This is a genomic window from Nonomuraea sp. bgisy101 (assembly GCF_057708945.1).
Window position 1 is genome coordinate 236,169 of the sequence record NZ_JBYITD010000004.1, and the last position, 25,766, is coordinate 261,934.

25 protein-coding genes are annotated in these 25,766 nt (G+C 71.4%); 17 read left to right on the forward strand and 8 right to left on the reverse strand.

Annotation, left to right across the window (positions count from 1 at the left end; all coding sequences use genetic code 11):
- Positions 1–253 precede the first annotated feature (253 nt).
- Genes AC3EO4_RS09600 through AC3EO4_RS09610 form a run of 3 tightly spaced genes read left to right on the forward strand, consistent with a single transcriptional unit; the run spans position 254 to position 2,998 of the window.
- Positions 254–631 (forward strand): DUF485 domain-containing protein, encoded by a 378-nt coding sequence (locus AC3EO4_RS09600; RefSeq protein WP_379575075.1) that lies wholly within the window; start codon positions 254–256, stop codon positions 629–631.
- Positions 628–2,295 carry a solute symporter family protein gene (locus AC3EO4_RS09605; protein ID WP_379575074.1) on the forward strand — a complete coding sequence of 556 codons (1,668 nt, stop codon included), beginning with the start codon at positions 628–630 and terminating at the stop codon, positions 2,293–2,295. Before AC3EO4_RS09600 ends, AC3EO4_RS09605 begins: the two co-directional genes overlap by 4 nt.
- Before the next feature lie 58 nt (positions 2,296–2,353).
- Complete coding sequence (locus tag AC3EO4_RS09610; protein ID WP_379575073.1) at positions 2,354–2,998, forward strand: class I SAM-dependent methyltransferase; 645 nt, start codon at positions 2,354–2,356, stop codon at positions 2,996–2,998.
- Here AC3EO4_RS09610 and AC3EO4_RS09615 read toward each other — a convergent pair.
- The 3 genes from AC3EO4_RS09615 to AC3EO4_RS09625 all read right to left on the reverse strand — a co-directional run bounded on the left by AC3EO4_RS09615 (position 2,982) and on the right by AC3EO4_RS09625 (position 6,476).
- Positions 2,982–3,380, reverse strand: coding sequence for a hypothetical protein (locus AC3EO4_RS09615; RefSeq protein ID WP_379575071.1), 399 nt, complete (start codon positions 3,378–3,380; stop codon positions 2,982–2,984). The two genes, AC3EO4_RS09610 and AC3EO4_RS09615, sit on opposite strands and share 17 nt — an antisense overlap.
- A complete protein-coding gene (locus tag AC3EO4_RS09620; protein ID WP_379575070.1) occupies positions 3,377–3,928 on the reverse strand; it encodes a dihydrofolate reductase family protein in 552 nt (183 codons plus the stop codon). Before AC3EO4_RS09620 ends, AC3EO4_RS09615 begins: the two co-directional genes overlap by 4 nt.
- A 226-nt stretch (positions 3,929–4,154) precedes the next feature.
- Positions 4,155–6,476, reverse strand: coding sequence for an ATP-binding cassette domain-containing protein (locus tag AC3EO4_RS09625; protein WP_379575069.1), 2,322 nt, complete (start codon positions 6,474–6,476; stop codon positions 4,155–4,157).
- A 147-nt stretch (positions 6,477–6,623) separates the two neighbouring features.
- Here AC3EO4_RS09625 and AC3EO4_RS09630 point away from each other — a divergent pair, with 147 nt between their 5' ends.
- Positions 6,624–7,421, forward strand: coding sequence for an SMP-30/gluconolactonase/LRE family protein (locus AC3EO4_RS09630; RefSeq protein WP_379575068.1), 798 nt, complete (start codon positions 6,624–6,626; stop codon positions 7,419–7,421).
- 94 nt (positions 7,422–7,515) lie between these two features.
- Here AC3EO4_RS09630 and AC3EO4_RS09635 read toward each other — a convergent pair whose 3' ends face one another.
- Positions 7,516–8,625 (reverse strand): methyltransferase, encoded by a 1,110-nt coding sequence (locus tag AC3EO4_RS09635; RefSeq protein WP_431894924.1) that lies wholly within the window; start codon positions 8,623–8,625, stop codon positions 7,516–7,518.
- A gap of 50 nt (positions 8,626–8,675) precedes the next feature.
- On the opposite strand from AC3EO4_RS09635, the gene AC3EO4_RS09640 reads away from it, so the two are divergent.
- The 4 genes from AC3EO4_RS09640 to AC3EO4_RS09655 all read left to right on the forward strand — a co-directional run bounded on the left by AC3EO4_RS09640 (position 8,676) and on the right by AC3EO4_RS09655 (position 12,496).
- Positions 8,676–9,425 carry an SDR family NAD(P)-dependent oxidoreductase gene (locus tag AC3EO4_RS09640; RefSeq protein WP_379575066.1) on the forward strand — a complete coding sequence of 250 codons (750 nt, stop codon included), beginning with the start codon at positions 8,676–8,678 and terminating at the stop codon, positions 9,423–9,425.
- Between the two features lie 16 nt (positions 9,426–9,441).
- Entirely contained in the window at positions 9,442–10,737 is a 1,296-nt protein-coding gene (locus tag AC3EO4_RS09645) for a 2'-5' RNA ligase family protein (protein ID WP_379575065.1), read from the forward strand.
- Between the two features lie 116 nt (positions 10,738–10,853).
- Positions 10,854–12,074, forward strand: coding sequence for a winged helix-turn-helix domain-containing protein (locus tag AC3EO4_RS09650; RefSeq protein ID WP_379575064.1), 1,221 nt, complete (start codon positions 10,854–10,856; stop codon positions 12,072–12,074).
- Positions 12,075–12,274: 200 nt separating this feature from the next.
- Positions 12,275–12,496, forward strand: a complete 222-nt coding sequence (locus AC3EO4_RS09655; RefSeq protein WP_379575063.1) for a hypothetical protein — start codon at positions 12,275–12,277, stop codon at positions 12,494–12,496.
- A gap of 112 nt (positions 12,497–12,608) precedes the next feature.
- Here AC3EO4_RS09655 and AC3EO4_RS09660 read toward each other — a convergent pair whose 3' ends face one another.
- Positions 12,609–13,334 (reverse strand): helix-turn-helix domain-containing protein, encoded by a 726-nt coding sequence (locus AC3EO4_RS09660; protein ID WP_379575062.1) that lies wholly within the window; start codon positions 13,332–13,334, stop codon positions 12,609–12,611.
- A 75-nt stretch (positions 13,335–13,409) separates the two neighbouring features.
- On the opposite strand from AC3EO4_RS09660, the gene AC3EO4_RS09665 reads away from it, so the two are divergent.
- The 8 genes from AC3EO4_RS09665 to pcaDC all read left to right on the forward strand — a co-directional run bounded on the left by AC3EO4_RS09665 (position 13,410) and on the right by pcaDC (position 20,966).
- Positions 13,410–14,336 carry an LLM class flavin-dependent oxidoreductase gene (locus AC3EO4_RS09665; RefSeq protein WP_379575061.1) on the forward strand — a complete coding sequence of 309 codons (927 nt, stop codon included), beginning with the start codon at positions 13,410–13,412 and terminating at the stop codon, positions 14,334–14,336.
- Between the two features lie 178 nt (positions 14,337–14,514).
- Positions 14,515–14,949, forward strand: a complete 435-nt coding sequence (locus AC3EO4_RS09670) for a DUF6196 family protein (RefSeq protein ID WP_379575060.1) — start codon at positions 14,515–14,517, stop codon at positions 14,947–14,949.
- Between the two features lie 29 nt (positions 14,950–14,978).
- Positions 14,979–16,079: an NAD(P)/FAD-dependent oxidoreductase gene (locus AC3EO4_RS09675; protein WP_379575059.1), complete on the forward strand. Its 1,101-nt coding sequence runs from the start codon at positions 14,979–14,981 to the stop codon at positions 16,077–16,079.
- Positions 16,080–16,158: 79 nt separating this feature from the next.
- Positions 16,159–17,304 carry a thiolase family protein gene (locus AC3EO4_RS09680; protein ID WP_379575058.1) on the forward strand — a complete coding sequence of 382 codons (1,146 nt, stop codon included), beginning with the start codon at positions 16,159–16,161 and terminating at the stop codon, positions 17,302–17,304.
- A gap of 9 nt (positions 17,305–17,313) precedes the next feature.
- Entirely contained in the window at positions 17,314–18,054 is a 741-nt protein-coding gene (gene pcaH, locus AC3EO4_RS09685; RefSeq protein ID WP_379575057.1) for a protocatechuate 3,4-dioxygenase subunit beta, read from the forward strand.
- Positions 18,051–18,587 carry a protocatechuate 3,4-dioxygenase subunit alpha gene (pcaG, locus tag AC3EO4_RS09690; protein WP_379575056.1) on the forward strand — a complete coding sequence of 179 codons (537 nt, stop codon included), beginning with the start codon at positions 18,051–18,053 and terminating at the stop codon, positions 18,585–18,587. The genes pcaH and pcaG overlap by 4 nt, the downstream gene beginning before the upstream one ends.
- Complete coding sequence (gene pcaB / locus AC3EO4_RS09695) at positions 18,574–19,866, forward strand: 3-carboxy-cis,cis-muconate cycloisomerase (protein WP_379575055.1); 1,293 nt, start codon at positions 18,574–18,576, stop codon at positions 19,864–19,866. The genes pcaG and pcaB overlap by 14 nt, the downstream gene beginning before the upstream one ends.
- Complete coding sequence (gene pcaDC / locus AC3EO4_RS09700; RefSeq protein WP_431894929.1) at positions 19,863–20,966, forward strand: bifunctional 3-oxoadipate enol-lactonase/4-carboxymuconolactone decarboxylase PcaDC; 1,104 nt, start codon at positions 19,863–19,865, stop codon at positions 20,964–20,966. The genes pcaB and pcaDC overlap by 4 nt, the downstream gene beginning before the upstream one ends.
- Here the strand turns inward: pcaDC and AC3EO4_RS09705 are convergent.
- The gene (locus AC3EO4_RS09705) at positions 20,948–21,526 is read right to left on the reverse strand and encodes a TetR/AcrR family transcriptional regulator (RefSeq protein WP_379575053.1); all 579 of its coding nucleotides are present in this window, start codon (positions 21,524–21,526) and stop codon (positions 20,948–20,950) included. The two genes, pcaDC and AC3EO4_RS09705, sit on opposite strands and share 19 nt — an antisense overlap.
- A gap of 236 nt (positions 21,527–21,762) precedes the next feature.
- Here AC3EO4_RS09705 and AC3EO4_RS09710 point away from each other — a divergent pair, with 236 nt between their 5' ends.
- A complete protein-coding gene (locus AC3EO4_RS09710) occupies positions 21,763–23,562 on the forward strand; it encodes an ABC transporter ATP-binding protein/permease (RefSeq protein WP_431894931.1) in 1,800 nt (599 codons plus the stop codon).
- A 157-nt stretch (positions 23,563–23,719) separates the two neighbouring features.
- On the opposite strand, the gene AC3EO4_RS09715 is transcribed toward AC3EO4_RS09710, so the two are convergent.
- Both AC3EO4_RS09715 and AC3EO4_RS09720 read right to left on the reverse strand, forming a co-directional pair.
- Positions 23,720–25,480, reverse strand: a complete 1,761-nt coding sequence (locus AC3EO4_RS09715) for an ABC transporter substrate-binding protein (RefSeq protein ID WP_431894932.1) — start codon at positions 25,478–25,480, stop codon at positions 23,720–23,722.
- Between the two features lie 10 nt (positions 25,481–25,490).
- Complete coding sequence (locus AC3EO4_RS09720) at positions 25,491–25,766, reverse strand: DUF2160 domain-containing protein (protein WP_379575050.1); 276 nt, start codon at positions 25,764–25,766, stop codon at positions 25,491–25,493.

The window sequence follows — 25,766 nt, forward strand, 5'->3', positions numbered from 1 at the left end:
CGGAGTGAAGGGCGAGATGACGGGCGGGGTGAAGGGCGGGGTGACAGGCCCGGGGGGCGTGCGCGCGCACGTGAATCCGGGGGTCCGGTAGTCGCGAGTGGGAGTTCCCGCATTTCCAGGAAAAAGTCCTGAGCCGCCCGTATCGTTCATCTCACTGTGGAGTCGCACCGCCACAGAGTGTCATCGCGAGCCAGGGGAGGGCCGCATGGTGGGGGGCTCAGGACGTAACGGCCCGCCAGGGCCATATGCGGAATTGGCGCAGGACAGGAGGTTCCGACTTCTCAAGAAACGCTTTCGCCGCCTGGCCATCGCGATCGTCGCCTCGTTCCTGGGCTGGTACTTCCTCTACATCTCACTGTCCGCGTTCGCCCGCGACTTCATGGCCTATCCGGCCGTCGGCAACATCAACGTCGCCCTGCTCCTGGGCATCCTCCAGTTCGTCTCCACCTTCGTTCTCGCCTGGCGCTACACCCGCTACGCCCGCAGGATGCTCGACCCCCTGTCGGCGCAGTTGCGCGACGAGGCCGAGCTCCGGCAGGCCGAGCAGGACAGGGCCGAACAGGTTCTCGCCGAGCGCCGGCGGATCGAGAACTGGACACCCTCGCCCCGGCACGGAAGGCGGCGCCGGTGAGCGGGACCGTGCTGACGTTCGGGCTTTTCGTCCTGTTCATCGCCATCACCTTGGTGATCACCTTCTGGGCCAGGAGCAACACCAGGTCGGCCGAGGACTTCTACGCCGGCGGCAGAGCCTTCTCCGGCGCGCAGAACGGGCTGGCGCTGGCGGGCGACTACATGTCCGCCGCCTCGTTCCTCGGCATCGCGGGCATCATCGCGCTGTCCGGCTACGACGGCTTCCTCTACTCCATCGGCTTCCTGGTCGCGTGGCTGCTGACGCTGCTGCTGGTGGAGCTGATGCGCAACGCCGGCAGGTTCACGATGGCCGACGTGCTGTCCTACCGGGTACGGCGGCAGCCCAAGGTGCGCACCGCAGCGGTGATCTCCACGGTCACCGTGTCGGTGTTCTACCTGCTGGCCCAGATGGTCGGCGCGGGCGCGCTGGTGTCGCTGCTCCTGGGGGTCTCGACCGATGCCGCCAAGGTGGTGACGATCGTGTCGGTCGGCGCGATGATGATCTTCTACGTGATGTTCGGGGGGATGAAGGGCACCACGTGGGTGCAGATCATCAAGGCCGTGCTGCTGATGTCGGGCACGATCGTGCTGACGGTGCTGGTGCTGGGCAGGTTCGGGTTCAACCTGAGCGAGATGCTGGGCGCCGCCGTGAAGGCCAGCGGCCGGTCGGACTTCCTGCTGCCGGGCGGGCACTACGCAAGGGAGGTGGCGGGCGACCCGGTCAGGACGCTGCTGAACAAGCTCGACTTCATCAGCCTGGCGCTGGCGCTGGTGCTGGGGACGGCGGGCCTGCCGCACATCGTCACCAGGTTCTTCACCGTCCCCGACGCCCGCGCCGCCCGCACCTCGGTCAACTGGGCGATCGGCCTGGTCGGCGTCTTCTACCTGATGACGCTCGCGCTGGGGTTCGGGGCGACGGCCCTGGTAGGGCACCAGGCGATCACGGCGCAGGATCCGTCGGGCAACACCGCCGCGCTGCAGCTCGCCCAGGTTCTCGGCGAGTTCGTCGGCGGGCCGATGGGCGGCGATCTCATGCTGGCCTTCATCGGCGCCGTCGCCTTCGCCACCATCCTGGCGGTGGTGTCGGGGCTGGTGATGGCCTCCTCCACCTCGCTGGCCCACGACTACTTCGGCCACGTGCTGATGTTCGGCAGGCCGCGCGAGTCGCAGGAGGTCGGGGTCGCCCGCTTCTCCGCGCTGGTGATCGGCCTGCTGGCGATCGCGCTCGCGGTGATCGCCCGCCAGCAGAACGTCGCCTTCCTGGTGGCGCTCGCGTTCGCGATGGCCGCCTCGGCCAACCTCCCCGCGATCGTGCTCTCCCTGTTCTGGAAGAGGTTCAACTCCACCGGCGTCGTCGCCGGGGTGTACGGCGGGCTGTTCGGATCGTTGCTGCTGGTGCTCTTCTCCCCCGTGGTGTCGGGGAAGATCGATCCGGTCACAGGGGCCAGCCTGTCGCTACTCCCCCATGGTTTCGACTTCGCCGTCTTCCCGATGGAGAATCCCGGCCTGGTGTCGATCCCGTTCGGGTTCCTGTGCGCGGTCGTCGGGGCGCTGTGCAGTAAGGAGAAGGCCGATCCCGACCGTTTCGACGAGCTGTCGGTCCGCTCGTTGACGGGAACCGGCGCCCACCGGGCCGCCACGCGCGGGACACGCCGACAGTACTAGCCGCCTGGGCCCCCAGATCCTAGGTTCCTGATGAGAGCCTTTCGATCAAGGGGGCCGCATGGCGGAGCTGCCGGAGCATCTGCATCGCGCGTTCTTCCGGATGATGTCCCTGCTCTCTCCTCGAGGGCAGGGCCTCTTCCTGCGGCGCTACTTCGACTGGTGGCATCGCACGCCCGATCCGTGGAGGCTGGGCACCGACGCCTACGAGCGGCGCAAGTACGAGACGACGCTCGGCGAGGTGCCGGGCCTGCCGTACCGGAGGATCCTGGAGGTGGGGTGCGCCGAGGGCGTGTTCACCGACGTGCTGGTGGCGCGTTTCCCCAGCGCCGAGGTGACGGGGATCGACATCTCCGCGCGGGCTCTGGAGCGGGCGAGGGCGCGTACGGGGCGCGCTCGCTTCGTGCACGCCGACCTCCTCAGCCATGGTCTTGAGGAGGGTTTCGATCTGGTGTTCTGTGCGGAGACGCTCTACTACGTCGGTAGGGCGGACCGGCTGCGCAGGGCGTCGGAGCGGTTGACGGGGCTGCTGGCGGACGGCGGGGTGCTGGTCCTGGTGCATCCGTGGCCCGAGGCCGTGAGCCTGCACAGGTTCGCGGACTCCGACCCTGCCGTCTCGCTGGTCGCCAGGCGGGTCGACACCGAGACCCGTCGGCCTTTCGCGGTGGCCGTGTATCGGAGGACCGGCCTCAACGGCCGCCGGTGAACGGGGGCTCGCCCGGCTTCAGCGCGCGAAAGCGCAGGGCCGACCAGGTGTCGTCGATGGCGACCTGGCCGTTGGGCCGCAGGCCGTACTCGCCGGCGATCGGCCAGAGGGTGTCGCGGTTGATGTCGGACCTGTTCCCCTTGGGGTAGGCGATCCAGACGACGGGGGGCTTGGTGATGTCGGCGGCGTGCTTGCCGAGCACCTGGCGCACGGCCGCGGCGTCGTCGCCGAAGACGAGGGCCACACCGGCGGTGTCCGGGCTCGGGGCGTCGGTCACGCCGTCGGGCAGCGGGCCGACCAGCGCGCGCCGGTCGGGGTCCGAGACCCAGAAGGAGGTGCCCGGCTTGAGGAGCAGCTTGTCGGCGGTGGTCTTGGTGGTCACTTCGTCTCCGTCGAGTAGATGAGGGAAAGGACGCCAGTCTCGAAGATCGTGGAGGAGGTCAGCTTGAGCGGGATCTGGTCGGTGCCCTCGAACAGCCGCTGCCCGGCGCCGACCACGATCGGGTGCACCATGAGGTAGAGCTCGTCGAGCAGGTCGTGCTTCAGCAGCGAGCGGACGAGGGTGGGGCTGCCGCTCATCGAGATGGTGCCGCCCGGCTGCCGCTTCAGCTCGGTCAGCCGCTCGACGAGGGAGTCGCCGGGGATGAGCGTCGTGTTGTTCCAGTCGGCCGAGTCGAGCGTGGTGGAGACGACGTACTTCTGGACCCCGTTGATGTAGTCGGCGAACGGGTCGTCCTCGCCGGCCTTGGACGGCCAGTAGGCGGCCCAGTCCTGGTAGTTGACGCGGCCCATGAGCATCGCGTCGGACTGGCCCATCTGCGCGCCGATGGCGGCGCCCATCTCGTCGTTGAAGTAGGGGAAGTGCCACTTGTCAGGGGACTCCACCACACCGTCGAGCGAGATGAAGAACGAAGCGACGATCTTGCGCATGTCCTGCTCCTTGTTTCTCGGTGTGGCTTCAGCCTCTCACCGACAATTTTTTTTGTCAAGCCTGGAGCTGCGGCGACGCGCGACAGTTCAGCGCACGGGAGTCGGAGGTGTCCTCGATGGCGGCGGCATCGCGCAGGCCCCGGCTGACGACCCGCGGCCGCGCGCTCACGTCGCAAACTGCTGGTCATACGAACAGTCGAGGCTGTCCGCGACGCTCCGCGGGACCCTAGAGGCGGGCGCCGAGATAGGCGGCGGTACGGCTGGCAGGTGAGGCCGCGACCTCCGCTGGGGCGCCCTGGGCCACGATCGTCCCGCCCTCCTCGCCGCCGCCGGGACCGAGGTCGATGACGTGGTCGGCCCGCGCGATGACGTCGAGGTCGTGCTCGACCACCACGACGGTGCCACCGCCGTCCACGAGCGCGCCGAGCTGGCGCATCAGCACCTCGGTGTCGGCGGGGTGCAGGCCGGCGGTCGGCTCGTCCAGCAGGTAGAGGGTGTGGCCGCGCCCGGTGCGCTGCAGCTCGGCGGCCAGCTTGACGCGCTGGGCCTCGCCGCCCGACAGCTCGGTCGCGGGCTGGCCGAGGCGCAGGTAGCCGAGCCCGACGTCGTGCAGGGTCCGCAGCGACCTGGCCGCCTCGGGCAGGAACGCGAGCGCGTCGTCCACGGTCAGGTCGAGCACCTGGGCGACGGTCAGCCCCTGGTGGGTAATCTCCAGGGTCTCGGGGTTGTAGCGTGCGCCGTGGCAGTCGGGACACGGCGCGTAGGTGCTGGGCAGGAACAGCAGCTCGACAGAGACGTAGCCTTCGCCCTTGCACGTCTCGCAGCGGCCGCCCTGGACGTTGAAGGAGAAGCGCCCCGCGTCGTAGCCGCGCCGCACGGCCTCGTCGGTGGCCGCGAACAGCTTGCGGACGACGTCGAACAGGCCGGTGTAGGTCGCCAGGTTGGAGCGCGGGGTGCGGCCGATGGGCTGCTGGTTGACCCGCACCACACGGCCGGCCTCGCTCGCCTCCGCCAGGGCGTCCAGCAACGTGGACTTGCCCGCGCCCGACACGCCGGTGATCGCGGTGAACACGCCGAGCGGCACGTCGACGTCGAGGTCGCGCAGGTTGTTGCGGGTGACGCCGCGCAGCTTCAGCCAACCGCCCGGCGTGCGCGGCTCCCCCACGCGCGGGGCGTGCTCGCGGAACAGGTAGCGGCGGGTCACCGACTCCTCCACCCGCTCCAGCCCGGCGACGGGACCGCTGAACAGGACCCGGCCGCCGTGGACGCCCGCGCCGGGGCCGACGTCGACCACCCAGTCGGCCGTCCTGACCACGTCGAGGTCGTGCTCGACGAGGAAGACCGAGTTGCCCGACCGCTTCAGCCGTACCAGCACCGAGGTCAGCGCCTCGGTGTCGGCGGGGTGCAGCCCCGCCGACGGCTCGTCGAGCACGTAGACGACGCCGAACAGCCCTGAGCGCAGCTGGGTGCCCAGACGCAGGCGCTGCAGCTCGCCGCCCGACAGGGTCGGGCTGGGACGGCTGGTGCTGAGGTAGCCGAGACCCAGCTCGACCAGCACGTCGATCCTGGCGACGAGGTCCTGCGAGAGCACGGCGGCGGGTCCTTGCCCCTCCTCGGCGTACGGCCTGAGCAGGTCGGCCAGGACACGCAACGGCATCGCGGCGAGCGCGGCGATGTCGTGTCCCGCGAACGTGACGGCCAGCGCCTCGGGACGGAGCCGCCTGCCGCCGCAGAGCGGACAGGCGGCGCTGACCAGGAAGCGTTCGGCCCGCTTCCTGCTGGTCTCGCTCTTGGAGTCGGCGTAGGCGTGCAGGACCAGTCGCTTGGCGCTGGAGTACTTGCCCTGGTAGGGGCGCTGGATGCGGTCGGGATCGCGTTCGGGGTGAACGGTCACCACAGGCTGCTCGTCGGTGAACAGGATCCACGCACGCTCTTCGGCCGGCAGGTCGCGCCACGGCACGTCGATGTCGTGGCCGAGGACGGCCAGCAGGTCGCGCAGGTTCTTGCCCTGCCACGCGCCGGGCCAGGAGGCGATCGCGCCCTGCCTGATGGTCAGCGAAGGGTCGGGGACCAGGGAGTCCTCGGTGACCTCGTACACCACGCCCTGGCCGTGACACTCGGGACACGCTCCCGCGGCCGTGTTGGCTGAGAAGGCGTCGGAGTCGAGCCGCTCGGCGCCGTCGGGGTAGTCGCCCGCCCTGGACATCAGCATCCGCAGCGAGTTGGAGACCATCGTGACCGTGCCGACCGACGAGCGGCTCGACGGCACCGAGCGCCGCTGCTCCAGCGCGACCGCCGGCGGCAGGCCCGTGACATCGTCGACGTCTGGGGTGCCTGCCTGGTGCAGCAGCCTTCTGGCGTACGGCGCGACGGACTCCAGGTAACGGCGCTGCGATTCGGCGTACAGGGTGCCGAAGGCGAGGGAGGACTTGCCCGAGCCCGAGACGCCCGTGAAGGCGACCAGGGCGTCGCGCGGCATGGCGACATCGACGCCGCGCAGGTTGTGCACCCGCGCCCCGCGCACCCTGACGAACCGGTCGGACTCCATGCGACGACGGTAGCGACCCTTCCGGCCGACCGGCGCCGCGGGTGGCGCCCGCGAACGTCTTCGAAGATTTCTCCGCGGCGATGTCGAGAGCCGGGGCAGCGGCTTCTACGTCCCTGGTGAGAGTCGGCAGCAGAAGGAGAGAAAGTGATGGAAACGCTGGTCAGCGGCGGCGCGTTCTTCGAGGGTCCGCGATGGCACGACGGGCGCCTGTGGGTGTCGGACTTCTGGCGTCACCAGGTCTTCGCGATCGGGATGGACGGCGCCGTCGAGACCGTCGCCGAGGTGCGGGGCGCGCCGTCCGGGCTCGGGTGGCTGCCCGACGGCACGATGCTGGTGGTCTCGATGATGGACAACAAACTGCTCAGGGTGGCGAACGGCAGGGCCGCCGTGTACGCCGACCTGTCGCCGTACAGCAGCCAGTTCAGCAACGACATGGTGGTCGACGCCCATGGCCGCGCCTACATCGGGACGATCGACTTCAGCGGCCCCCCGACCACCCTGCTGCGGGTCGATCCCGGCGGCTCGGTCACCGTGGTGGCGGAGGGGATGCTGTTCCCCAACGGCCCGGTGATCACCCATGACGGAGCGACGCTGATCGTCGCCGAGTCGTGGGCGGCGCGGCTGACCGCCTTCGACTTCGGCGGCGACGGGTCGCTGACCGGCCGCCGCGTCTGGGCGCGCCTGCCCGACGGGTGCGCGCCGGACGGCATCGCGCTGGAGGCCGACGGGAGCGTCTGGGTGGCCGACGCGGGCGGCAACAGGGCGATCAGGGTCCGCGAGGGCGGCGAGATCGTCGACGAGGTCCGCACCACGGGGGACGGCGTGTTCGCGTGCGCGCTGGGCGGGGACGACGGGCGGACGCTCTTCCTGTGCACGGCTCCCGACGCGGAGAAGGCGGCCGAGCAGCGCGAGGCGAAGATCCAGTGGGTGAGGAAGGACGCGTGACGACCGAGACGATCGAGGCCAAGGTGCGGGATGGCCCGCGCCGACGTCGCTGCGTGCCGACCGGGAGGACGGGACATCCAGGCCGGCCGCCTGCTCAGCGCCTGACCGAGCGCAGCACGACGAACTTCGGGTCGCCGGCCACGACCTCACAGTTGCCGAACACCCTGCGGAGCTTGACGTGGTAGCCGAGGTGCCGGTTGCCGATCACCCACAGCTCGCCGCCGCGGCGCAGTGCCGTACGGGATCCGGTGAACATCCGCCACGCCGTGCCGTCAGTGGTCGCGCGGTGGCTGTGGAAGGGCGGGTTCGTGACCACCAGGTCGGCCGAGCCCGGTTCGAGGCCCGCCAGGGCGTCGCCGATCACGAACCGGGCGGCGGATGAGGCGTTGCCGGCGAAGGTCGCCTCCGCGGAGGCGAGCGCCTGGTAGGACTCGTCGACGAACAGCACCTCCGCCGAGGGGTTGCGCAGCGCCATCGCCAGCCCCACCACGCCGTTGCCGCAGCCGAGGTCGACGATCCGCTCGGGCCCCCTGCTCTGCGGCAGGTTGCGCAGCAGGAACCTGGTGCCGATGTCGAGACGGTCGGCGCAGAAGATGCCGGCGTGGTTGGTGACGGTACGCCGCGAGAGGTCACCGACGTCGTCGGGCAGCGCGTAGGTCAGCGGCCACGGGCTGGCGGTCCTGGGCAGCGCCGGGTCGGGGGCGCAGAAGATGAGCCTGGCCTTCCGCTCGGCCAGCGAGGTCCTCGTGGGTCCGAGGACGCGCTCGAAGGTCCGCAGCGTCGAGGTGTGGATCTCGGTGACCATGCCCGCGCCGACGACGACCGTGTCCTCGCGCACGGCGGGCGCCAGGCGGTGCAGCTGGTCCTCCAGGAGGGCGAGGCTCTTGGGCACCCTGACCAGCAGCACGTCGACCCGGTCGGGAGGGGTGTCCCTGGTGGACAGCAGGCGCACCTGGTCGGGGCCGATCCCGTTGCGCTTGAGGTTCGCCCTGGTGGCTTCCTGGGTGAGGTAGGAGTCGGTGATCTGGGTGGGACGGTGGGCGGCCAGCGCGGTGACCAGCGCGCCCCACCTGTCGCCGACCACCACCACGTTGCCGTGGAGATCGCCGCCGAGGTGCCGCAGCAGGTACTCGTCGGCGGCGTCCCACGCGCGCAGCTGTTCGCGGGGATTCTCGGGGAAGCGGGTCAGGTCGAGCTCGTTCATCGGCCCCCAGGGTATCCGAGCGCCGGAGGGGACATGGTTAGCTCTTGCCCGTGCCGAACACTCCATCTGTCGCGCTTGTCACCGGAGCTTCCCGCGGACTCGGCGCCACCATCGCACGGCGGCTTGCCGCCGAAGGCTGGGCGGTCGCCGTCAACTACCGTTCGGATGCCGAGCGGGCCGGAGCCGTCGTCCGGGAGATCCGCGAGGCGGGCGGCGTCGCGGAGGCGTTCGCCGCCGACGTCACCGACGAGGCGTCGGTCGCGGATCTCCTCGCACGGGTCGGCGACACGCTGGGCCCCGCCGAGGTCGTGGTCGCCAACGCCACGGGACCGCAGCCGATCGTGCCGGTCGAGGACCTCACCTGGCAGGCCCACCTCGACCAGCTGCTGTTCTTCGTCAAGAGCCCGACGCTGCTGCTGCGGGCCGCGCTGCCGGCGATGAAGGCGAGGCGGCGCGGCAGGTTCATCCAGATCGGCTCCGACGCCTTCGACCGTGCTCTGCCCGGCATGTCGGCCTATGTGGCCGCCAAGGGGGCGCAGCTCGGGCTCACCCGCTCGTGGGCGCGCGAGCTCGGCCCGCACGGCGTCACCGTCAACCTCGTCGCGCCCGGCTGGATCCCCGTCGAGCGCCACGCCGACCTGCCGGCCGACGAGCTTGCCGGCTACGTCGCCGACACCCCCGCCCGCAGGGTGGGCACCCCTGACGACGTCGCCGCCGTGGTCGCCTTCCTCGCCTCGGAGTCGGCGGGCTTCGTCACCGGCGAGCGGATCGCCGTCAACGGCGGTCACACGATCGCCTGAGTGGAAGGATGATCGGGTGGATCGCTACGAGGCTGGGCTGACGGCACTGGTGGTCGAGGTCCCCGCGGCCGAGCCCGTCGTCGGGCGCTGGCGCGAGCGCCACGACTCCTCCGCCGCCTACGGCGTGCCGGCGCACGTGACCGTCCTGTACCCGTTCCTGCGCCGCGACCGCGTGGACGCCGCGGTGGTGGCCGAGCTCAGCAGGCTGTTCGCCGCCGTCGAGCCGTTCGAGGTCACCTTCCGCGCCAGCGGCCGCTTTCCCGGGGTGCTCTACCTCGCGCCCGAGCCGTCGGGGCCGCTGCGCGAGCTCACCGAGGCCGTGTGGCGGCGCTGGCCGGAGGCTCCGCCGTACGGCGGGCGGTATCCGGACGCCGTCCCCCACCTGACGGTCGCCGACGGCGCGCCCGCCGACGCCTACCCCCTGATCGAGGCCGACCTGGCCGCGGGGCTGCCCTTCGCCGCCCGCGTGAGCGAGGTCGCGCTCGTGGTCTATGACGGCACGGCGTGGCGCCCTGACCTGTCCTTCCCGCTGGGCGGCGCCGGCCAGGCCGACGGCGACTACGGCCGGCCGGGCTCGCTGGCCGAGGTGCTGGCCGACGTGACCGCCGAGCGCGTGGCCCAGGATGTGCTGTTCGGCATTCAGGACCCCGCCGACGGCACCGGCCCCGAGCGCACGGCCGCCGCCGACCGGGCGAAGGCCGAACTGGAGTCGGCCAGGCGGGCCGGAGGGGTCACCTGGCGGCACATCCTGCACGAGGAGGTGCTGGAGGCCTTCGCCGAGAGCGACCCCGACCGGCTGCGCGCCGAGCTGATCCAGGTCGCGGCGGTGGCCGTCAAGTGGGCCCAGGCGCTGGGAGGGCGCGGCGCGACCGCCCCGCACCAGGTGCGCAAGCCCAGGTTCAAGGCGATCGTGGACGTGCACGTGCTGTTCGTCCGCGACGGGAGGGTGCTGCTCGGGCGCAGGGCGAACACCGGGTACGCCGACGGGCTGTGGCACCTGCCCTCGGGGCACCTCGAAGCCGGCGAGTCGGCGGTCGAGGGCGCGGTCAGGGAGGCCAGGGAGGAGGTGGGCGTGACGATCGACCCCGCCGACCTGACCTTCGTCCACGCCATGCATCGGGCCCCTGACCGGGTCGGGCTGTTCTTCCGCGCCGAGCGGTGGGACGGCGAGCCGTACAACGCCGAGCCGGGCAAGTGCGACGCGCTCGCGTGGCATCCGCTCGACCGGCTGCCCGCCGGCACGGTCGACTACCCCGAGGCGGCGATCAGGGCGATCGGGGAAGGGCGTCCTTTCGGGCAGCTCGGCTTCTGAGGCCACTGCGTCAGTCGCGGCGGACGAGGCGACCTCCGGCTGTGGTGCTTCGGCGTGCCCCTCGCCCGCGATCGGTCCGCCTCTATCGAACTTGTTTTCGGATATAGTGCGGGGCCATGCCGTTCCCCCTTGTTCTGAGCATGGAGTCCGCGCGGCGTCTGGCCGTGAGCTGTCAGCATCTGGCCGGCCCCCGGCCCTGCGGCGATCTGGAGGGGCTGCGGCACGTCCTGCGGACCCTGCGCTGCCTGCAGCTCGACCCTGTCAACGTGGTGGCGCGCAGCCACCTGCTGGTGCTGTGGAGCAGGGTCGGCGACTACGACCCCGCCGACCTGGACGTCCTGCTGTGGCGGGAGCGGTGGCTGTTCGAGTACTGGGCGCACGCCGCGTCGATCGTGCTGGCCGAGGACTACCCGATCCATCACGTCATGATGCGCGGCTACCCCGCGGGCCGGTCGACGTACGGCCGGCGGGTCGGCGACTGGCTGGAGGCGAACGACGGCCTGCGACAGCACGTGCTGGACAGGTTGCGGGAGCACGGGCCGCAGCCGGTGGGAGGGTTCGAGGACCGCGCGGTCGTGGCATGGGAGTCGCGAGGCTGGACCAACGGCCGCAACGTCGAGCGGATGCTGGACTTCCTGTGGACCCAGGGCCACATCATGGTGGCGGGCAGGGAGGGGCGGCGGCGCCGCTGGGATCTGGCCGAGCGCTGGCTGCCTGAGTGGGTCGGCGGCAGGCCGTTGCCGCCCGAGGAGTCGGTGTCGCTGGCGGCCGAGCACGCGCTGCGGGCGCTCGGCGTGGCCAGGGCGGCCGACATCGAGCGGCACTTCACCCGTGCGCGGTATCCGGACCTCGCCGGGGTGCTGGACGGACTGGAGCGCTCGGGTCGCGTCCTGCCCGCCGAGGTGGAGGGCGGCAGCGAGCGGTGGTACGTGCACCGCGACGTCCTCGGCCTGATGGAGCGGGCCTGGGAGCCGCGCACCACGCTGCTGTCTCCGTTCGACAACCTGATCTGCGACAGGGAGCGGACCGAACGCCTGTGGGGGTTCGCGTTCCGCACGGAGATGTACGTGCCCAAGGACAAGCGGCAGTACGGCCACTACATCCTGCCGATCCTGCACGGCGAGCGGCTGATCGGCAGGCTCGTGCCGCGCCTGGACCGGCGCAGAGGGGTGCTTGAGGTCGAGGGCGTGTTCCCCGAGGCGGAGATCGCCGCGGACGAGGCGGCCGTCAACGCGGTGGGCAGGGCGGTCGCCGAGCTGGGCCGGTTCGTCGGCGCCAGGGAGGTCTCCTACGGCGACAAGGTGGCCGAGCCGTGGCGACCCGTGAACGCCGGATGAGCCGGTGCCGCACTCTACGGCTCGGCGTTCGTCATTCCCTCCAGGGAATTGTCCAGATTCCCGCCGTTCCGCAGGATTCGGGGGAACAACGACATCGAGGAGCAGCAGTGACCGACACGCAGGTCCAGGATCTGGCGAACCGTTACATCGCGCTCTGAATCGAGCCGGATCCCGAGTCGCGCCGCAAGGCCGTACAGGAGTTGTGGGCCGAGGACGGCGAGCACGTCCTCCAGCCTCCGCAGGAGATCAGGCAGGTCGCCGCGGCGCTGGGCTTCGACTCCAGCACCCTCGAAGCGCGCGGATACGACGCGATCGAGACCAGGGTCGCCCGCAGCTACGAGCGGTTCGTGGCGACGGGTGAGTTCACGTTCAGGGCTCGGAGCGATGCCGTCCGGCTGCGCGACGTCGTCACCTTCAGGTGAGAGACGGTGTCCGTCGCCGACGGCGACGCGGTGGGCGGCGGCCTGGAGGTCCTCGTGCTCGACGAGGACGGCCGCATCGCCACCGACTACATGTCCCCGGCTGAGCGAGGCCTCACCCTGCCAGCAACGCGGCCGTGGCGGCGTCCGCGGGCAGGAACGCCTCCAGCTTGAGCTCCGCGACGGTCACGTCGAGCGCTGTCGCGAACGTCGTGATCGTGGTGGTGAGCCGCAGCTCTCCGCGTGGCGAGCGCAGCTGGATCGGCACGGCGAAGCCCACGTGGTCGGGACCCGGCGGCACGTGCGGCACGTAGCCGGTCAGCTCGGCGTAGAGCTCGTCGCGGGGGATGCGGTCGAGGATGTGCTGGGCCCACTGGGCCAGGTTGACGATCCGCGGAGCCAGGCCCTCCGGATGCAGGGACAGGCGCAGCACGTTGACGGGCGGGCGCAGCAGGTGGTCGGCCACGCCGTCGGTGAGCAGCGACAGCGCGTCGTTGGCGAGCACCACCTCGTGCCTGGCGTCGACGACGACCGCGGGATAGGGCAGGTGCCCGGTCAGGATATGGCTCAGCGCGGTGCGCACGTGCTCCATGCTGGGGTCGTCTATCGGGGTCTGCGGGTAGACGGGCGCGTAGCCGGCCGCGAGCAGGAGGTCGTTGCGCTCTCTGAGCGGAAGCTCCATCGACTCACCCAGCCGTACGACCATGCTCCTGCCGGGGCGGGACCTGCCGCTCTCCATGAAGCTGAGGTGGCGCTGTGTCGTGCCCGCGCGCAGGGCGAGGTCGAGCTGGCTGAGGTGGCGGCGCTGGCGCGTCGCGCGCAGGGTCTGAGAGAAGTCCACGTTCCCAGTGTGCGCGATGTGTCCATTCCCTTGAGGGAATTGTCGTCATTCCCTGGCGAGAGCACGATCCTCCCTGTGAACACGCGACTGGGAGTCCTTCTCCCCACCAACCAGAGCCAGTGGAACGACGCACGCCGGCTGGTCGACTTCGGCGTCCGCGCCGAGCGGCTCGGCTTCGACTCCCTGTGGGCCAACGACACCCTGCTCGGCGCGCGCATCGAGCCGCTGGCCATGCTCGCCGCCCTCGCACCCGCCACCGAGCGCGTGACGCTCGGCACCGCGGCGCTCCTGCCGGCCTTCCGCCGCCCCGTGACGACCGCCCAGGAGCTGGCCTCCATCGACCACCTGTCCGCGGGACGCCTGGTCGTCACCGTGGGCGCGGGCTTCCCCGGCCGGTCGGAGGTGGAGTACGCGGTGTCGGAGGTGCCCTGGCAGCGGCGCTTCGGACGGCTCGACGACACCGTCGCCCTGTGGCGGGCGCTGTGGTCGGGCGAGCGGGCCTTCCACGGCAAGGTGCTGCGCTTCGACGACCTGCCGGAGTCGACGCCGTCCTTCCGGCCCGGCGGGCCGCCGATCTGGCTGGGCGGCGCGAGCCCCTCGGCGCTGGAGCGCACGGGCAGGCTCTACGACGGGTGGCTGCCCTACCCGCCCGACCCCGCCGACTACCGCACTGGTCTCGAGGGGGTACGGCGGGCCGCCGCGGCCGCGGGGCGGCCCGAGGAGGCGGTCACGCCCGCGCTGTTCGTCACGGTGCTGGTCATCGACGACGCCGAACGGGGCGAGAAGGAGCTCGACGCCTACTGCAGGGCCACCTACGGCCTGCCGTACGAGACGGTGCGGACGATCCAGGTCCTGGTCGCGGGCCCGGCCGAGCAGGTGACGGCCACGCTGGCCGGCTACGTGGCGGCGGGCGCCGGGCACCTGGTCTGCCGCATCGCGGCCCCGACGCTCGACGCCCAGTTCGAGCAGCTGGAGCTGCTGGCGGGGATCGCCCGCCCGTGAGGTCCCCGAGCCCAGGACTCACCTGGTGATCGCATGCTGCGCGCCGACCGGCATCTCGCCGGGGGCGTGGGCGGAACAAGGGAAGCGGCCCGCGCCTTGACGCAGAGGACCGAACGTCCGCCGGACCGTCCCGGCGAGCGCGGCGTGACCGCGCCGAACCATGGAGGAGACACCACCGATGGTCAGTGTCAGCATGGAGACCCCCGAGCAGACCGAGGAACGCCTGCGCCGGGTCATCGCCAGGGCCGAGCTCGTCGTGCACGACGGCGTCTGGTTCTTCGAGGAGTCGCCCGCCGACCGACCGCCCGCGCTCACCGGCGACACGCTGGCCGTGGTCCGCGACGAGGACAGCTGGAGCCGCCTGGTCCCCCTCTCCGGCGCCGGCGAAGGCGTCGAACGGTTCGGGATCTTCTCCTTCCACTTCCCCGCCGAGCTGGACAACAGCGGGTTCGTCGGCTGGCTCGCCACCCATCTCAAAGCGAGCCTGGGGACGGGGGTGTTCGTCATCTGCGGGAGCAACAGGGCCCGTGGCGGCGTCTACGACTACTGGGGCTGCCCCGCCGAGCTACTGGATCAGGCGGTCACGGTCGTCGAAGGGCTGCGGAAAGGCTGAGGCCCGCCCGGGTCTGACACCGTGGGCGTATGAGGAGCGCAGAGGTTGTGATCATCGGTGGTGGTTGCGTCGGGACGAGCACGGCGCACCACCTGGCCGCGAGGGGATGCGCGGACGTCGTCCTGCTGGAGGCCGACACCCTGGGCGCGGGGGCGACGAGCAAGGCGGCCGGCGGGATCCGGCTGCAGCACGCCGACGAGCTCAACGCCCGCATCGTCCAGCGCTCGCTGCCCGAGTTCCTCCACTTCGAGGAGCTCACCGGCGTGCCGATCGGCTTCAAGCAGGTCGGTTACCTGTTCCTGCTGTCGTCCGACGAGGAGTTGGACTCCTTCAAGCGTGCGGTGACGGCTCAGCAGGCCCTCGGCATCCCCAGCGAGGTGGTCGGCCTCGACACTGTCAGGAGCATGGTTCCCCAGGTGGAGACCGCCGGCCTGGCAGGGGCGACGTTCTGCCCGATCGAGGGGTATGCCACCCCTGAGGCCGTGGTGCAGGGCTACGCGGCGTCCGCGCGGCGGGGTGGCGCCGCCGTGCGGGTGGGATGCAGGGTCACCGGGATCAGGGTCCACCGCGACCGGGTGGTGGGCGTGGACACCGAGGAGGGGCCCATCGCCAGCCGGGCGGTGGTGTGCGCCGCGGGGGTCGACTCGGCAGGGCTCGCGCGGTCGGCGGGCTTCGAGCTGCCCGTGCACGGGCAGGCGCGCGCCGTTCACTACAGCGGCGGCGACGGGGGCGTCCCGGCGACCGCGCCGCTCACCGTGGACTTCGCCTCGGGCTTCTACTTCCACCGGGAAGGCACGGGCCTGCTGTTCGGCGGGCGCGAGCGGGACCTCGAAGACCTGAGCGAGCCGGCCGTCAGGCGGCTGCCCGTGCTCGCCGACCTCCCGATCGAGTCGTCGTGGTGGGGCTACTACGACATGAGCCCCGACCACAACGCGATGATCGGCGCGGCCCCCGTCGAGGGCCTCTACTACGCCACCGGGTTCTCCGGTCACGGCTTCCAGCAGTCCCCCGCCGTCGGCGAGCACCTCGCCCAGCTGGCGCTGAAGCAGGAGCCCACCCTCGATCTCACACCTCTGTCCGCGGACCGCTTCCTGCTGGGCGCCCCGCGTCCCGAGAAGTTCGTGATCTAGGCGCGGGGGCGCACGACATCTTCCACTCACCGGAAGCCGGTGCGTGCGGTGGAGGGGCGTGCGGCCTAGCGTCGAGGCTGTGAACGAGGTCTACGTCGTGGACGCGATCCGCACGCCCATCGGCAGGTACGGCGGCGCGCTGTCAGGCGTCCGCCCCGACGACCTGGCGGCGCACGTCGTCAGGGAGCTGCTCGCCCGCTCCCCCGCCCTCGACCCCGCCGCGATCGCCGACGTCGTGTTCGGCAACGCCAACGGCGCGGGAGAGGACAACCGCAACGTGGCCCGCATGGCCGTCCTGCTGGCGGGCCTGCCGGTCAGCGTGCCGGGCGTGACGGTGAACCGGCTGTGCGGCTCGGGCATGGAGGCGGTGATCCAGGCGTATCGCGCCATCGCGCTCGGCGAGGCGTCCGTGGTGGTCGCGGGCGGGGTCGAGTCGATGAGCCGCGCCCCCTGGGTGCTGCCGAAGCCGTCGCGCGCCTTCCCCGCCGGCAACCAGGAGCTGGTCTCCACCACGCTCGGCTGGCGGCTGGTCAACCCGCTCATGGCGCCCGAATGGACGGTCCCGCTCGGCGAGGGCGCCGAGCTGATCGCCGACAAGCACGGTATCGGCAGGGCGGCGCAGGACGCCTACGCCCTGGCCAGCCACGCGAAGGCGGCCAAGGCCGACTTCAGCGGCGAGATCGTCCCGGTCGGCGAGGTGACGCGGGACGAGTCGATCCGCGACGACACCTCGATGGAGGCGCTGGCCAGGTTGAAGCCCGCCTTCAGGCCGGGCGGCACGGTCACGGCGGGCAACTCCTCGCCCCTCAACGACGGAGCGGCCGCTCTGCTGCTGTGCGACGAGGAGGGGCTGGCGCGCTCCGGGCGCGAGCCGCTGGCGAGGATCACCGCGAGCGCGGTCAGCGCCGTCGAGCCGCAGTACTTCGGCCTGGGGCCGGTCGAGGCGATCAGGAAGGCGCTGCGGGGCCGCGAGCCGTCCGTCGTCGAGCTGAACGAGGCGTTCGCCGCGCAGGTGCTCGGTTGCCTGGCCGAGCTGCCCGAGCTGGATCCCGAGATCGTCAACCCGCGGGGCGGCGCCATCGCTGTCGGGCACCCGCTGGGCGCCTCGGGCGCGCGGATCACCGGCGCGATCGCGCACCAGCTGGCCGCCCGGGGCACCGGCCTCGGTGTCGCGGCGCTGTGCATCGGTGTCGGCCAGGGCCTGGCCGTCGTTCTGGAACGCTGAGGAGCCCCCATGACGCAAGAGCGGATCTCCGCGGAGATCGCCGACCTGCACGAGGCCTATCTCAAAGAGGGCGTCGTGCGGCATCACTCGGCGCGCGACTTCGCCCCCTACCGCAGCAGCGCCCTGCGCCACCCCCACCGGCCGCTGGTCGTGCTCGACGACCCCGACGCCGCCGAGCTGACGGGTCCCGTCTTCGGCGTGACGGACGTGACGGCTCTGGACGCCGACCTGACCCGCCGGCACCATGGCGAGCCGCTCGGCGAGCGCATCACCATCACGGGGCGGGTGCTGGACAGGTCGGGCCGTCCCGTCCGCGGCCAGCTCGTCGAGGTGTGGCAGGCCAACGCCTCGGGCAGGTACGCCCACCAGCGTGACGACCATCCGGCCCCGCTCGACCCCAACTTCACGGGGGTGGGCCGCTGCCTGACCGACGACGAGGGCCGTTACGCCTTCACCACGATCAAGCCCGGCGCCTATCCGTGGCGCAACCACCTGAACGCCTGGCGGCCCGCGCACATCCACTTCTCGCTGTTCGGCACGGCCTTCGCCCAGCGGCTGATCACACAGATGTACTTTCCAGGCGATCCGCTGTTCCCCTACGACCCGATCTTCAACTCGGTGCTGGACGAGCGGGCCCGCGGGCGGCTCATCGCCGCCTACGACCACGACCTGTCGGTGCCCGAGTGGTCGCTCGGCTACCGGTGGGACATCGTGCTGGACGGCCCCTCCGCCACCTGGACGGAGTCATGACGCAGCCCACGCCCTCGCAGACCGTCGGTCCCTTCTACGGCTACGCGCTGCCGTTCGCGGGCGGCGGTGACATCGCGACCGGCGGCATCGTCGTCCACGGTCACGTGTACGACGGCGCGGGCGAGCCCGTGCCCGACGCGCTGCTGGAGTTCTGGCAGGCCGATCCGGCGGGGGGACTGAGCGGCGCGCCGGGCTCGCTGCGCCGCGACCCCGTCACCGGCGAGATCATCGGCAGGCACGGGCTCGACTTCACCGGGTTCGGCAGGGTCGCCACCGACGCCGACGGCCACTGGATGCTGCGCACGCTCGTGCCGGGCCTGCCGTACATCTCGGTGTGCGTCTTCGCGCGGGGGCTGGGCCACCACCTGTACACCCGCGCCTACCTGCGCCCGGACGAGACGGACCGGCTGCTGGCCGGGCTGAGTCCCGAGCGGAGGGCGACGCTGCTGGCGCGGGAGGAGCGCGACGGGGTGTACGTGTTCGACGTGCGCCTGCAGGGTGAGCGGGAGACGGTGTTCCTTGACTTCGGCTGACCTGGGGCTGCTGTCGGCGGGGCGCGCGGGGTCGGCCGCCGAGGCGGCGACGGGCGACGCGGCGATCCTGCAGGCGCTGCTGGACTCCGAGGCCGCGCTGGCCCGCGCCTGGGCGGCGGTCCTGCCCGCGGTCCCCTCCGGCGTGGCGCGGGTGGTGACGGAGGCGGCCCGCGCCGACCGCTTCGACCTGGCCTCGCTCGTCCTGCGCGCCCGCGAGGGCGGCAACCCGGTGATCCCCCTGGTCGCCGATCTGCGAGCGGCCGCCGGCGAGGAGGCCGCTCCCTACGTGCACCTCGGCGCGACCAGCCAGGACGTCATGGACACCGCGCTGATGCTCGTCGCACGCCGCGCGCTGGCGCCCGTGCTCGCCGATCTCGCCCGTACGGCCGCGGCCCTCGCCGCGCTGGCCGCCGAGCATCGCGCCACGCCGATGCCGGGCCGCACGCTGACCCAGCACGCGGTGCCGACGACGTTCGGGCTGAAGGCCGCGGGATGGCGGGCACTGGCCCTGGACGCCCTCGACCGCCTCGGCACCGTGCGCGCCGCCCTGCCCGCCCAGCTCGGCGGCGCGGCGGGCACGCTGGCCGCCTTCCATGCCCACGCTCTCAGGCTGTCCCCCTCCTCGCCGCCCGCGCCCGATGTGGGGATCACGCTGGCCGGGGCCTTCGCGAGGGAGGTGGGGCTGGCCGAGCCCGAGCTGCCGTGGCACGTGCTGCGCACGCCGGTCGCCGACCTGGCCGGTGCGCTCGCCTTCACCGCGGGCGCGCTCGGCAAGCTCGCCGCCGACGTGCTGGTCCTGTCGCGCACCGAGATCGGCGAGGTGTCGGAGGGGACGGGCGGCGGCTCGTCGGCGATGCCGCACAAGAGCAACCCCGTGCGCGCCACCTGGGTCGCCGCCGCGGCCCGCCAGGCGCCGCCGCTGGCCGCCGTCCTGTACGGCTCGCTCGCCGCCGAGGACGAACGGCCCTCGGGCGCCTGGCACGCCGAGTGGCAGCCGCTGCGCGAGCTGCTGAGAGTCGTCGGCGGGGCCGCCCGGGACGCGGCCGACCTGGCCGAGGGGCTGCGCGTTCATCCGGAGCGCATGCGCGCCGACCTCGACGCGACAGGCGGGCTGATCGTCTCCGAACGCGTCGCCGCCGTCATGGGCAGGGAAGCGGCCGAGAGCAAGGACCTGCGGCAGGTGGCCGATCCCGGCCTGCTCGACCCGACGGACTATCTGGGCGCGGCGCCCGCGCTCGTCGACAGGGCGCTGCGCCGTACCGCGATGGAGACCCCGTGACACTCCCGTACCACCTGCTCGACGGCCCCGTCGGCGGCCGGCCGATCATCCTCGGACCCTCGCTCGGCACGTCGCTGCGCGTGTGGGAGCCTCAGGTGGCCGCCCTCGCTCGCCGCCACCGGGTGCTGCGCTACGACCTGCCGGGTCACGGCGGGTCCGCGCCGGCTTCTGTGACCGGCATCGCGGACCTCGCCGAGCTCGTCCTTCGGCTGGCCGACCACCACGGGTGGGACCGCTTCCACTACGCGGGCATCTCGCTCGGCGGCGCGGTCGGCGCCCACCTCGCCCTCCACCACCCCGGCAGGATCAGGACGCTGACGCTCGTCTGCTCCTCGGCCAGGTTCGGCGAGCCCGAGGGCTGGCGGGAAAGGGCCGCCCTGGTCAGGACGCGCGGCACCGCTCCCCTGCTGGAGGCCACGGCGGCCCGTTGGTTCGCGGGCGAGCCGGTCCCCGCTCTCCTCGACGACCTGGCCGCGGCCGATCCTGAGTCGTACGCGGCCTGCTGCGACGCGCTGGCCGGCTACGACCTGCGGGCAGGCCTGCCGAAGATCGGCGCGCCCGCCCTGGTCATCGCCGGACGCGCCGATCCCGCGACCCCGCCGGCCCACGCGCGGGAGCTGGCCGACGGTCTGCCCGACGCGACGCTCGTCGAGCTGCCGCGCGCCGCCCACCTCGCCAACGTCGACAGGCCCGAGCCGGTCACCGCCGCCCTCGACACTCACCTCGGCAGGGCCACAGGGATGGAGGTGCGGCGAGCCGTGCTCGGCGATGAGCACGTCGATCGGGCGGTCGCCCGCACCACCCCCTTCACCCGCGACTTCCAGGACCTCATCACCCGCTACGCGTGGGGCGAGATCTGGACCAGACCGGGGCTCGACCTGCGGACCCGCAGCTGCGTCACGCTCACCGCCCTCGTGGCCCGCGGGCACACCGAGGAGCTGGCGCTGCACGTGCGCGGGGCGCTGCGCAACGGGCTGACACCCGACGAGATCGGCGAGGTGCTGCTGCAGAGCGCCGTCTACTGCGGCGTGCCCGCGGCCAACGCCGCCTTCGCCGTCGCCCAGCGGGTCCTGCGGGAGGTTCAGGAGGAGGGCCGGTAGCCCACCTGCCTGAGCACCGCGTCGAGGTAGGCCTTGATGTCGGCCATGCTGTCGGTGTCGGGACGCGAACCCAGGTGCTGCAGGATCGAGCCGTTGAGCACCTGCTGGAGGATGCCGAGATCGGTGTCGCGCGGCAGCTGCCCGCTGTCGCGCGCGGCGGCCAGCGTGGCGTGCTCGGCCTCCGCCCGCCGCCGGCCGTTCTGGTCGCGGTAGGCCTTGAGCAGCTCGGGGTAGTCGTCGGCGGCGCCGTACAGGCGGCGCAGCATCCTTCGGTTGCGCGGGTCGCTCAGGTAGCGCGCCCAGTCGGTCAGCATCGCGTCGACGTCCGGCCAGTCGATCGCGCCCGGCTCGTGGTCGCGGTGGACCGACTCGATCGCCTGGACGAGCAGGGCGGTCTTGTCGGCGAACCTGCGGTAGACCGTGGCCCTGGTCACGCCCGCCCGCTGGGCGACCTGCTCGATGCTGGTCTGGCTGGCGCCGTACTCGATGAGCAGGTCGAGCGCGGCGGCGAGGATGGCCGCGTCGACCTCCTGGCTGCGCGGCCTTCCCGGTGCTCGCACCACTCTTCCGCCCCCGACTTCTCGCTGGTAGCCGACAGGGTAGCGCGATCCTGACCCCCTGTCGGACCCGCCCACGTCATCGGCTGCCCTGGCCGCGCCGGCTGGGCGAGCGCGCAGGTTATCAGCCTGAAAGCGGCTGACAAGCCGCCCGACCTATAAATCCTCAGCAACAGGAATAAATCGGATTTTAGGGATGAAACTTCTTGACAATATCGGCGCGATCCGCCAACGGCGCCATGAACTGGCAGCATGAATGGCTCACTTCGCTCACCTCGACGGCGATGACCTGCGTCGTCACCGTCGTGGTCGGCGCTCTGGCGGTCTGGCTGCTGACCCGGTACACGCACTGGGGGCGGCAGTTCCGGCGGCTCGCCTTTCCCTATCTCAAGCCCGGGCGCAGCCGGACCAGCTGGCGCCCGCTGCTGACCCTCCTGCTGCTGCTCTGGCTGACGGTTCTCGCGGTGCGCCTCGAGGTGCTGATGTCGTATGCGACGAACAGTCTCTTCACGGCGCTGCAGGAACTGGACGCGGAGACCTTCTGGTTCTACATCGTCGTCTGCGTGGCCGTCGCGGCCCTTTCCGTCTTCAGCACCCAGCTCGGGTATCTCATCAGCCAGCGGCTGTTCATCCACTGGCGGACCTGGCTCAACGACCGCATGGTCACCGACTGGCTGCACGGCCACGCCTATCATCGGGGCCAGTTCGTGAGCGCGCCGGTCGACAACCCGGATCAGCGCATCCAAGAGGACGTCACGGAGTTCGTCGAGGACTCCTACGAGCTGTCGTTCGGGGCGATCGGCGCCGCCTTGAGGCTGGTGTCGTTCACCGCCATCCTGTGGGGGCTGTCGGGACCGATGTCCGTCCTCGGACATGAGGTGCCGCGGGCGATGGTCCTGCTCGCCTACGCCTATGTGATCGTGGCGTCGCTTCTCGCCTTCAGGATCGGCCGCCCGCTGATCCACCTGAACTTCCGGCAGGAGGGGCTGTCCGCCTCCTTCCGCTACGCCCTGATACGCCTGCGGGACAACTCCGAGAACATCGCGTTCTACGGCGGCGAGGACGTCGAGCGCTCGGCGCTGGCGGCCAGGTTCTCGTCCGTCATCAGGAACACGTGGGCGATCACCAAGCGGTCCCTGAGACTGCAGGTGTTCAACGACACGGTCACCCAGGTCTCGGTGCTGTTCCCGATCATCGTCCAGGTGCCGCGCTTCCTCAGCGGGACGATCTCACTCGGCGACATCACCCAGACCTCCGACGCCTTCACCCAGGTGCACGACTCGCTGTCCTTCTTCAGGAACTCCTACGACTCCTTCGCCAACTACCGGGCGACGCTGAACCGGCTGACGGCGCTGATGGACGCGAACAGCGACTCGCGCGACCTGGCGTCGCCGGCCTTCACGCACCGTCCCGACGCGCTGGAGATCGAGGACCTGAGGGTATGGCGTCCCGACAGGCGACCGCTGATCGACGGGCTGACGCTGAGCATGGGCCCGGGACAGGCGTTGCTGGTCAGGGGAGCCTCGGGCAGCGGCAAGACCACGCTGCTGCGCAGCCTGGCCAGTCTGTGGCCGCACGCCCATGGCACCGTCCGCCGCCCTGCGAGTGCCCATACGCTCTTCCTGTCACAGCAGCCGTACCTGCCCCTGGGAAGCCTGCGCGCCGCGCTGGCCTACCCGGGCCCGGCGCACCGGGTCGAGGACGATCGGGCGCGCGAGGTGCTGCGCTCGGTGCAGCTCGGGCACCTGGAGGATCAGATCGACGACGAGGCCCCCTGGTCCCGCACCCTGTCCCCCGGCGAGCAGCAGCGCCTCGGGTTCGCCAGGATCCTGCTGTACCGGCCCAGGCTGGCCTTCCTCGACGAGGCGACCTCCGCGGTCGACGAAGGTCTCGAGTACGCGCTGTACAGGCTGATCCGCGAGCGCCTGCCCCAGTGCATGCTCGTCAGCGTCGGCCATCGCAACACGCTGGCGGCCTTCCACACCCACCGTCTCCACCTGCTCGGCGCGGGACGATGGGGCATGGCGGCCGCGGACTGACAGGTCCTGGCCGGCCCTGTCGGCCACTCTGCCGCCGGACGGCCGCTCGCACCGTGACGGTCTCCCTCGGGACCCCGCCTGATCCAGCCGCCGAAGCGGCCCGTCCCACCGGCGATCCTCTCCGGCGGGACGGCGCCGCACGGCCCCTGACCGCGTGTCAGTCGGCGTCCTTCCACTGGGCGAGCAGCTTGTCGTAGTCGAGCGTCTCCGGCTTGCCCCGCTCGTCGGCGAGCTTCGGCGCGGGCGCGCCCGGCTGGTCGAGCCAGTACTGGGCGTCCCTCTCCTGGTTCAGCTTCGGCGCGCAGGCGCCGCCGTAGCCTCGCCGCTCCAGCCGCGAGAGGATCTCGTCCTGCTGCTTGGCCAGGTTGTCCATGGACTGCTGGGCGGTCGTCTCGCCCGTGACGGCGGTGGCCACGTTCTGCCACCACAGCTGGGCCAGCTTCGGGTAGTCGGGAACGTTCGTGCCCGTCGGCGTCCACTGCTTGCGGGCGGGCGAGCGGTAGAACTCGATCAGCCCGCCGTACTTGGCGGCGTTGTCGGTGAAGAAGTCGCTCCTGATGTCGGAGTCGCGGATGAAGGTGAGGCCGGTGATGGACTTCTTCAGCGAGACCGTCTTGGAGGTGACGAACTGGGCGTACAACCACGCCGCCGCCCGCCGTTCCTGGGGGGTGTTCTTCAGCAGGGTCCACGAGCCGGCGTCCTGGTAGCCCAGCTTGTTGCCCTCCTTCCAGTAGGCGCCGTGCGGGCTGGGCGCCATCCGCCACTTCGGCGTCCCGTCGGCGTTGACGACGGGCAATCCCGGCTTGGTCAGGTCGGCGGTGAACGCGGTGTACCAGAAGACCTGCTGCGCGACGGCGCCCTGCGCGGGCACGGGGCCCGACTCGCTGAAGTTCATGCCCGCCGCCTCCTTCGGCGCGTACTTCTTCAGCCAGTCCACGTACTTGTTCAGCGCGTAGACGGCCGCGGGACCGTTGGTGTCGCCGCCGCGGCTCACCGACGAGCCGACGGGCCTGCAGTTCTCCACCCTGATGCCCCAGTCGTCCACCGGCAGCCCGTTGGGGATGCCGGGGTCGCCGTTGCCCGCCATGGACAGCCACGAGTCGGTGAAGCGCCAGCCGAGCGACGGGTCCTTCCTGCCGTAGTCCATGTGGCCGTAGACCTTCTTGCCGTCGATGGTGCCGTCGCCGTTCACCTTGTTGGTGAAGAAGTCGGCGATGTCCTCGTAGGCGGCCCAGTTGACGGGGACGCCGAGGTCGTAGCCGTAGGCGTCCTTGAACTGCTTCTTGATCTTCTCATCGGTGAACCAGTCGTAGCGGAACCAGTAGAGGTTGGCGAACTGCTGGTCGGGCAGCTGGTAAAGCTTCTTGTCCGGCCCGGTGGTGAAACTGATCCCGATGAAGTCCTGCAGGTCGAGCGTGGGAGAGGTGACGGCCTTGCCCTCTCCCGCCATGTAGTCCGACAGCGGGAAGACGTAGTCGCCGCGCGAGTGGGTGCCGATGAGGTCGGAGTCGTTGACGTAGGCGTCGTAGATGTTCTGGTTGCCCTGGATCTGGGTCTGGAGCTTCTCGACGACGTCGCCCTCCTGGATCAGGTCGTGCTTGAGCCTGATCCCGGTGATCTCGCTGAAGGCCTTGGCGAGCTTCTGCGACTCGTACTCGTGGGTGGTGATCGTCTCGGAGACGACATTGATCTCCATGCCCCTGTACGGCGCGGCCGCCTTGATGAACCAGTCCATCTCGGCCAGCTGCTGGTCGCGGGAGAGCGTGCTGGGGGTGAACTCCTCGCTCACCCACCGGCGGGCCGCGGCCCTGCCGTCCTCCTCCCTGAAGTCGCTCGCGCTCCCACCTCCCCCACCGGCGCTGCAGCCCGCCACCAGCAGGATGAGTACGGCACCCACCCGGTTGAGCGTCGACGACATCGTCCCTCCTTCATCCCCATACGCCGATGACCAGCGCCACCAGCAGCGCGCATCCCAGTGCCAGCCACATGGACAGGTCGGTGACGGCGATCCACCCGGCCAGCACCACGGCCGCGCTGATCAGCCCGATGTACAGCCGGTCGCCTCTGTCGGTCTCGATGCGCAGGAAGCCGCGGCGCGCCACGGGCGGCGAGATCCACGCCCACACCGCCATCCCGCACAGCAGCAGGCCGAGCCCGGCGAACACCAGGGCCGTGGGCGGGGTCCACACCATCCACTCGAGCAC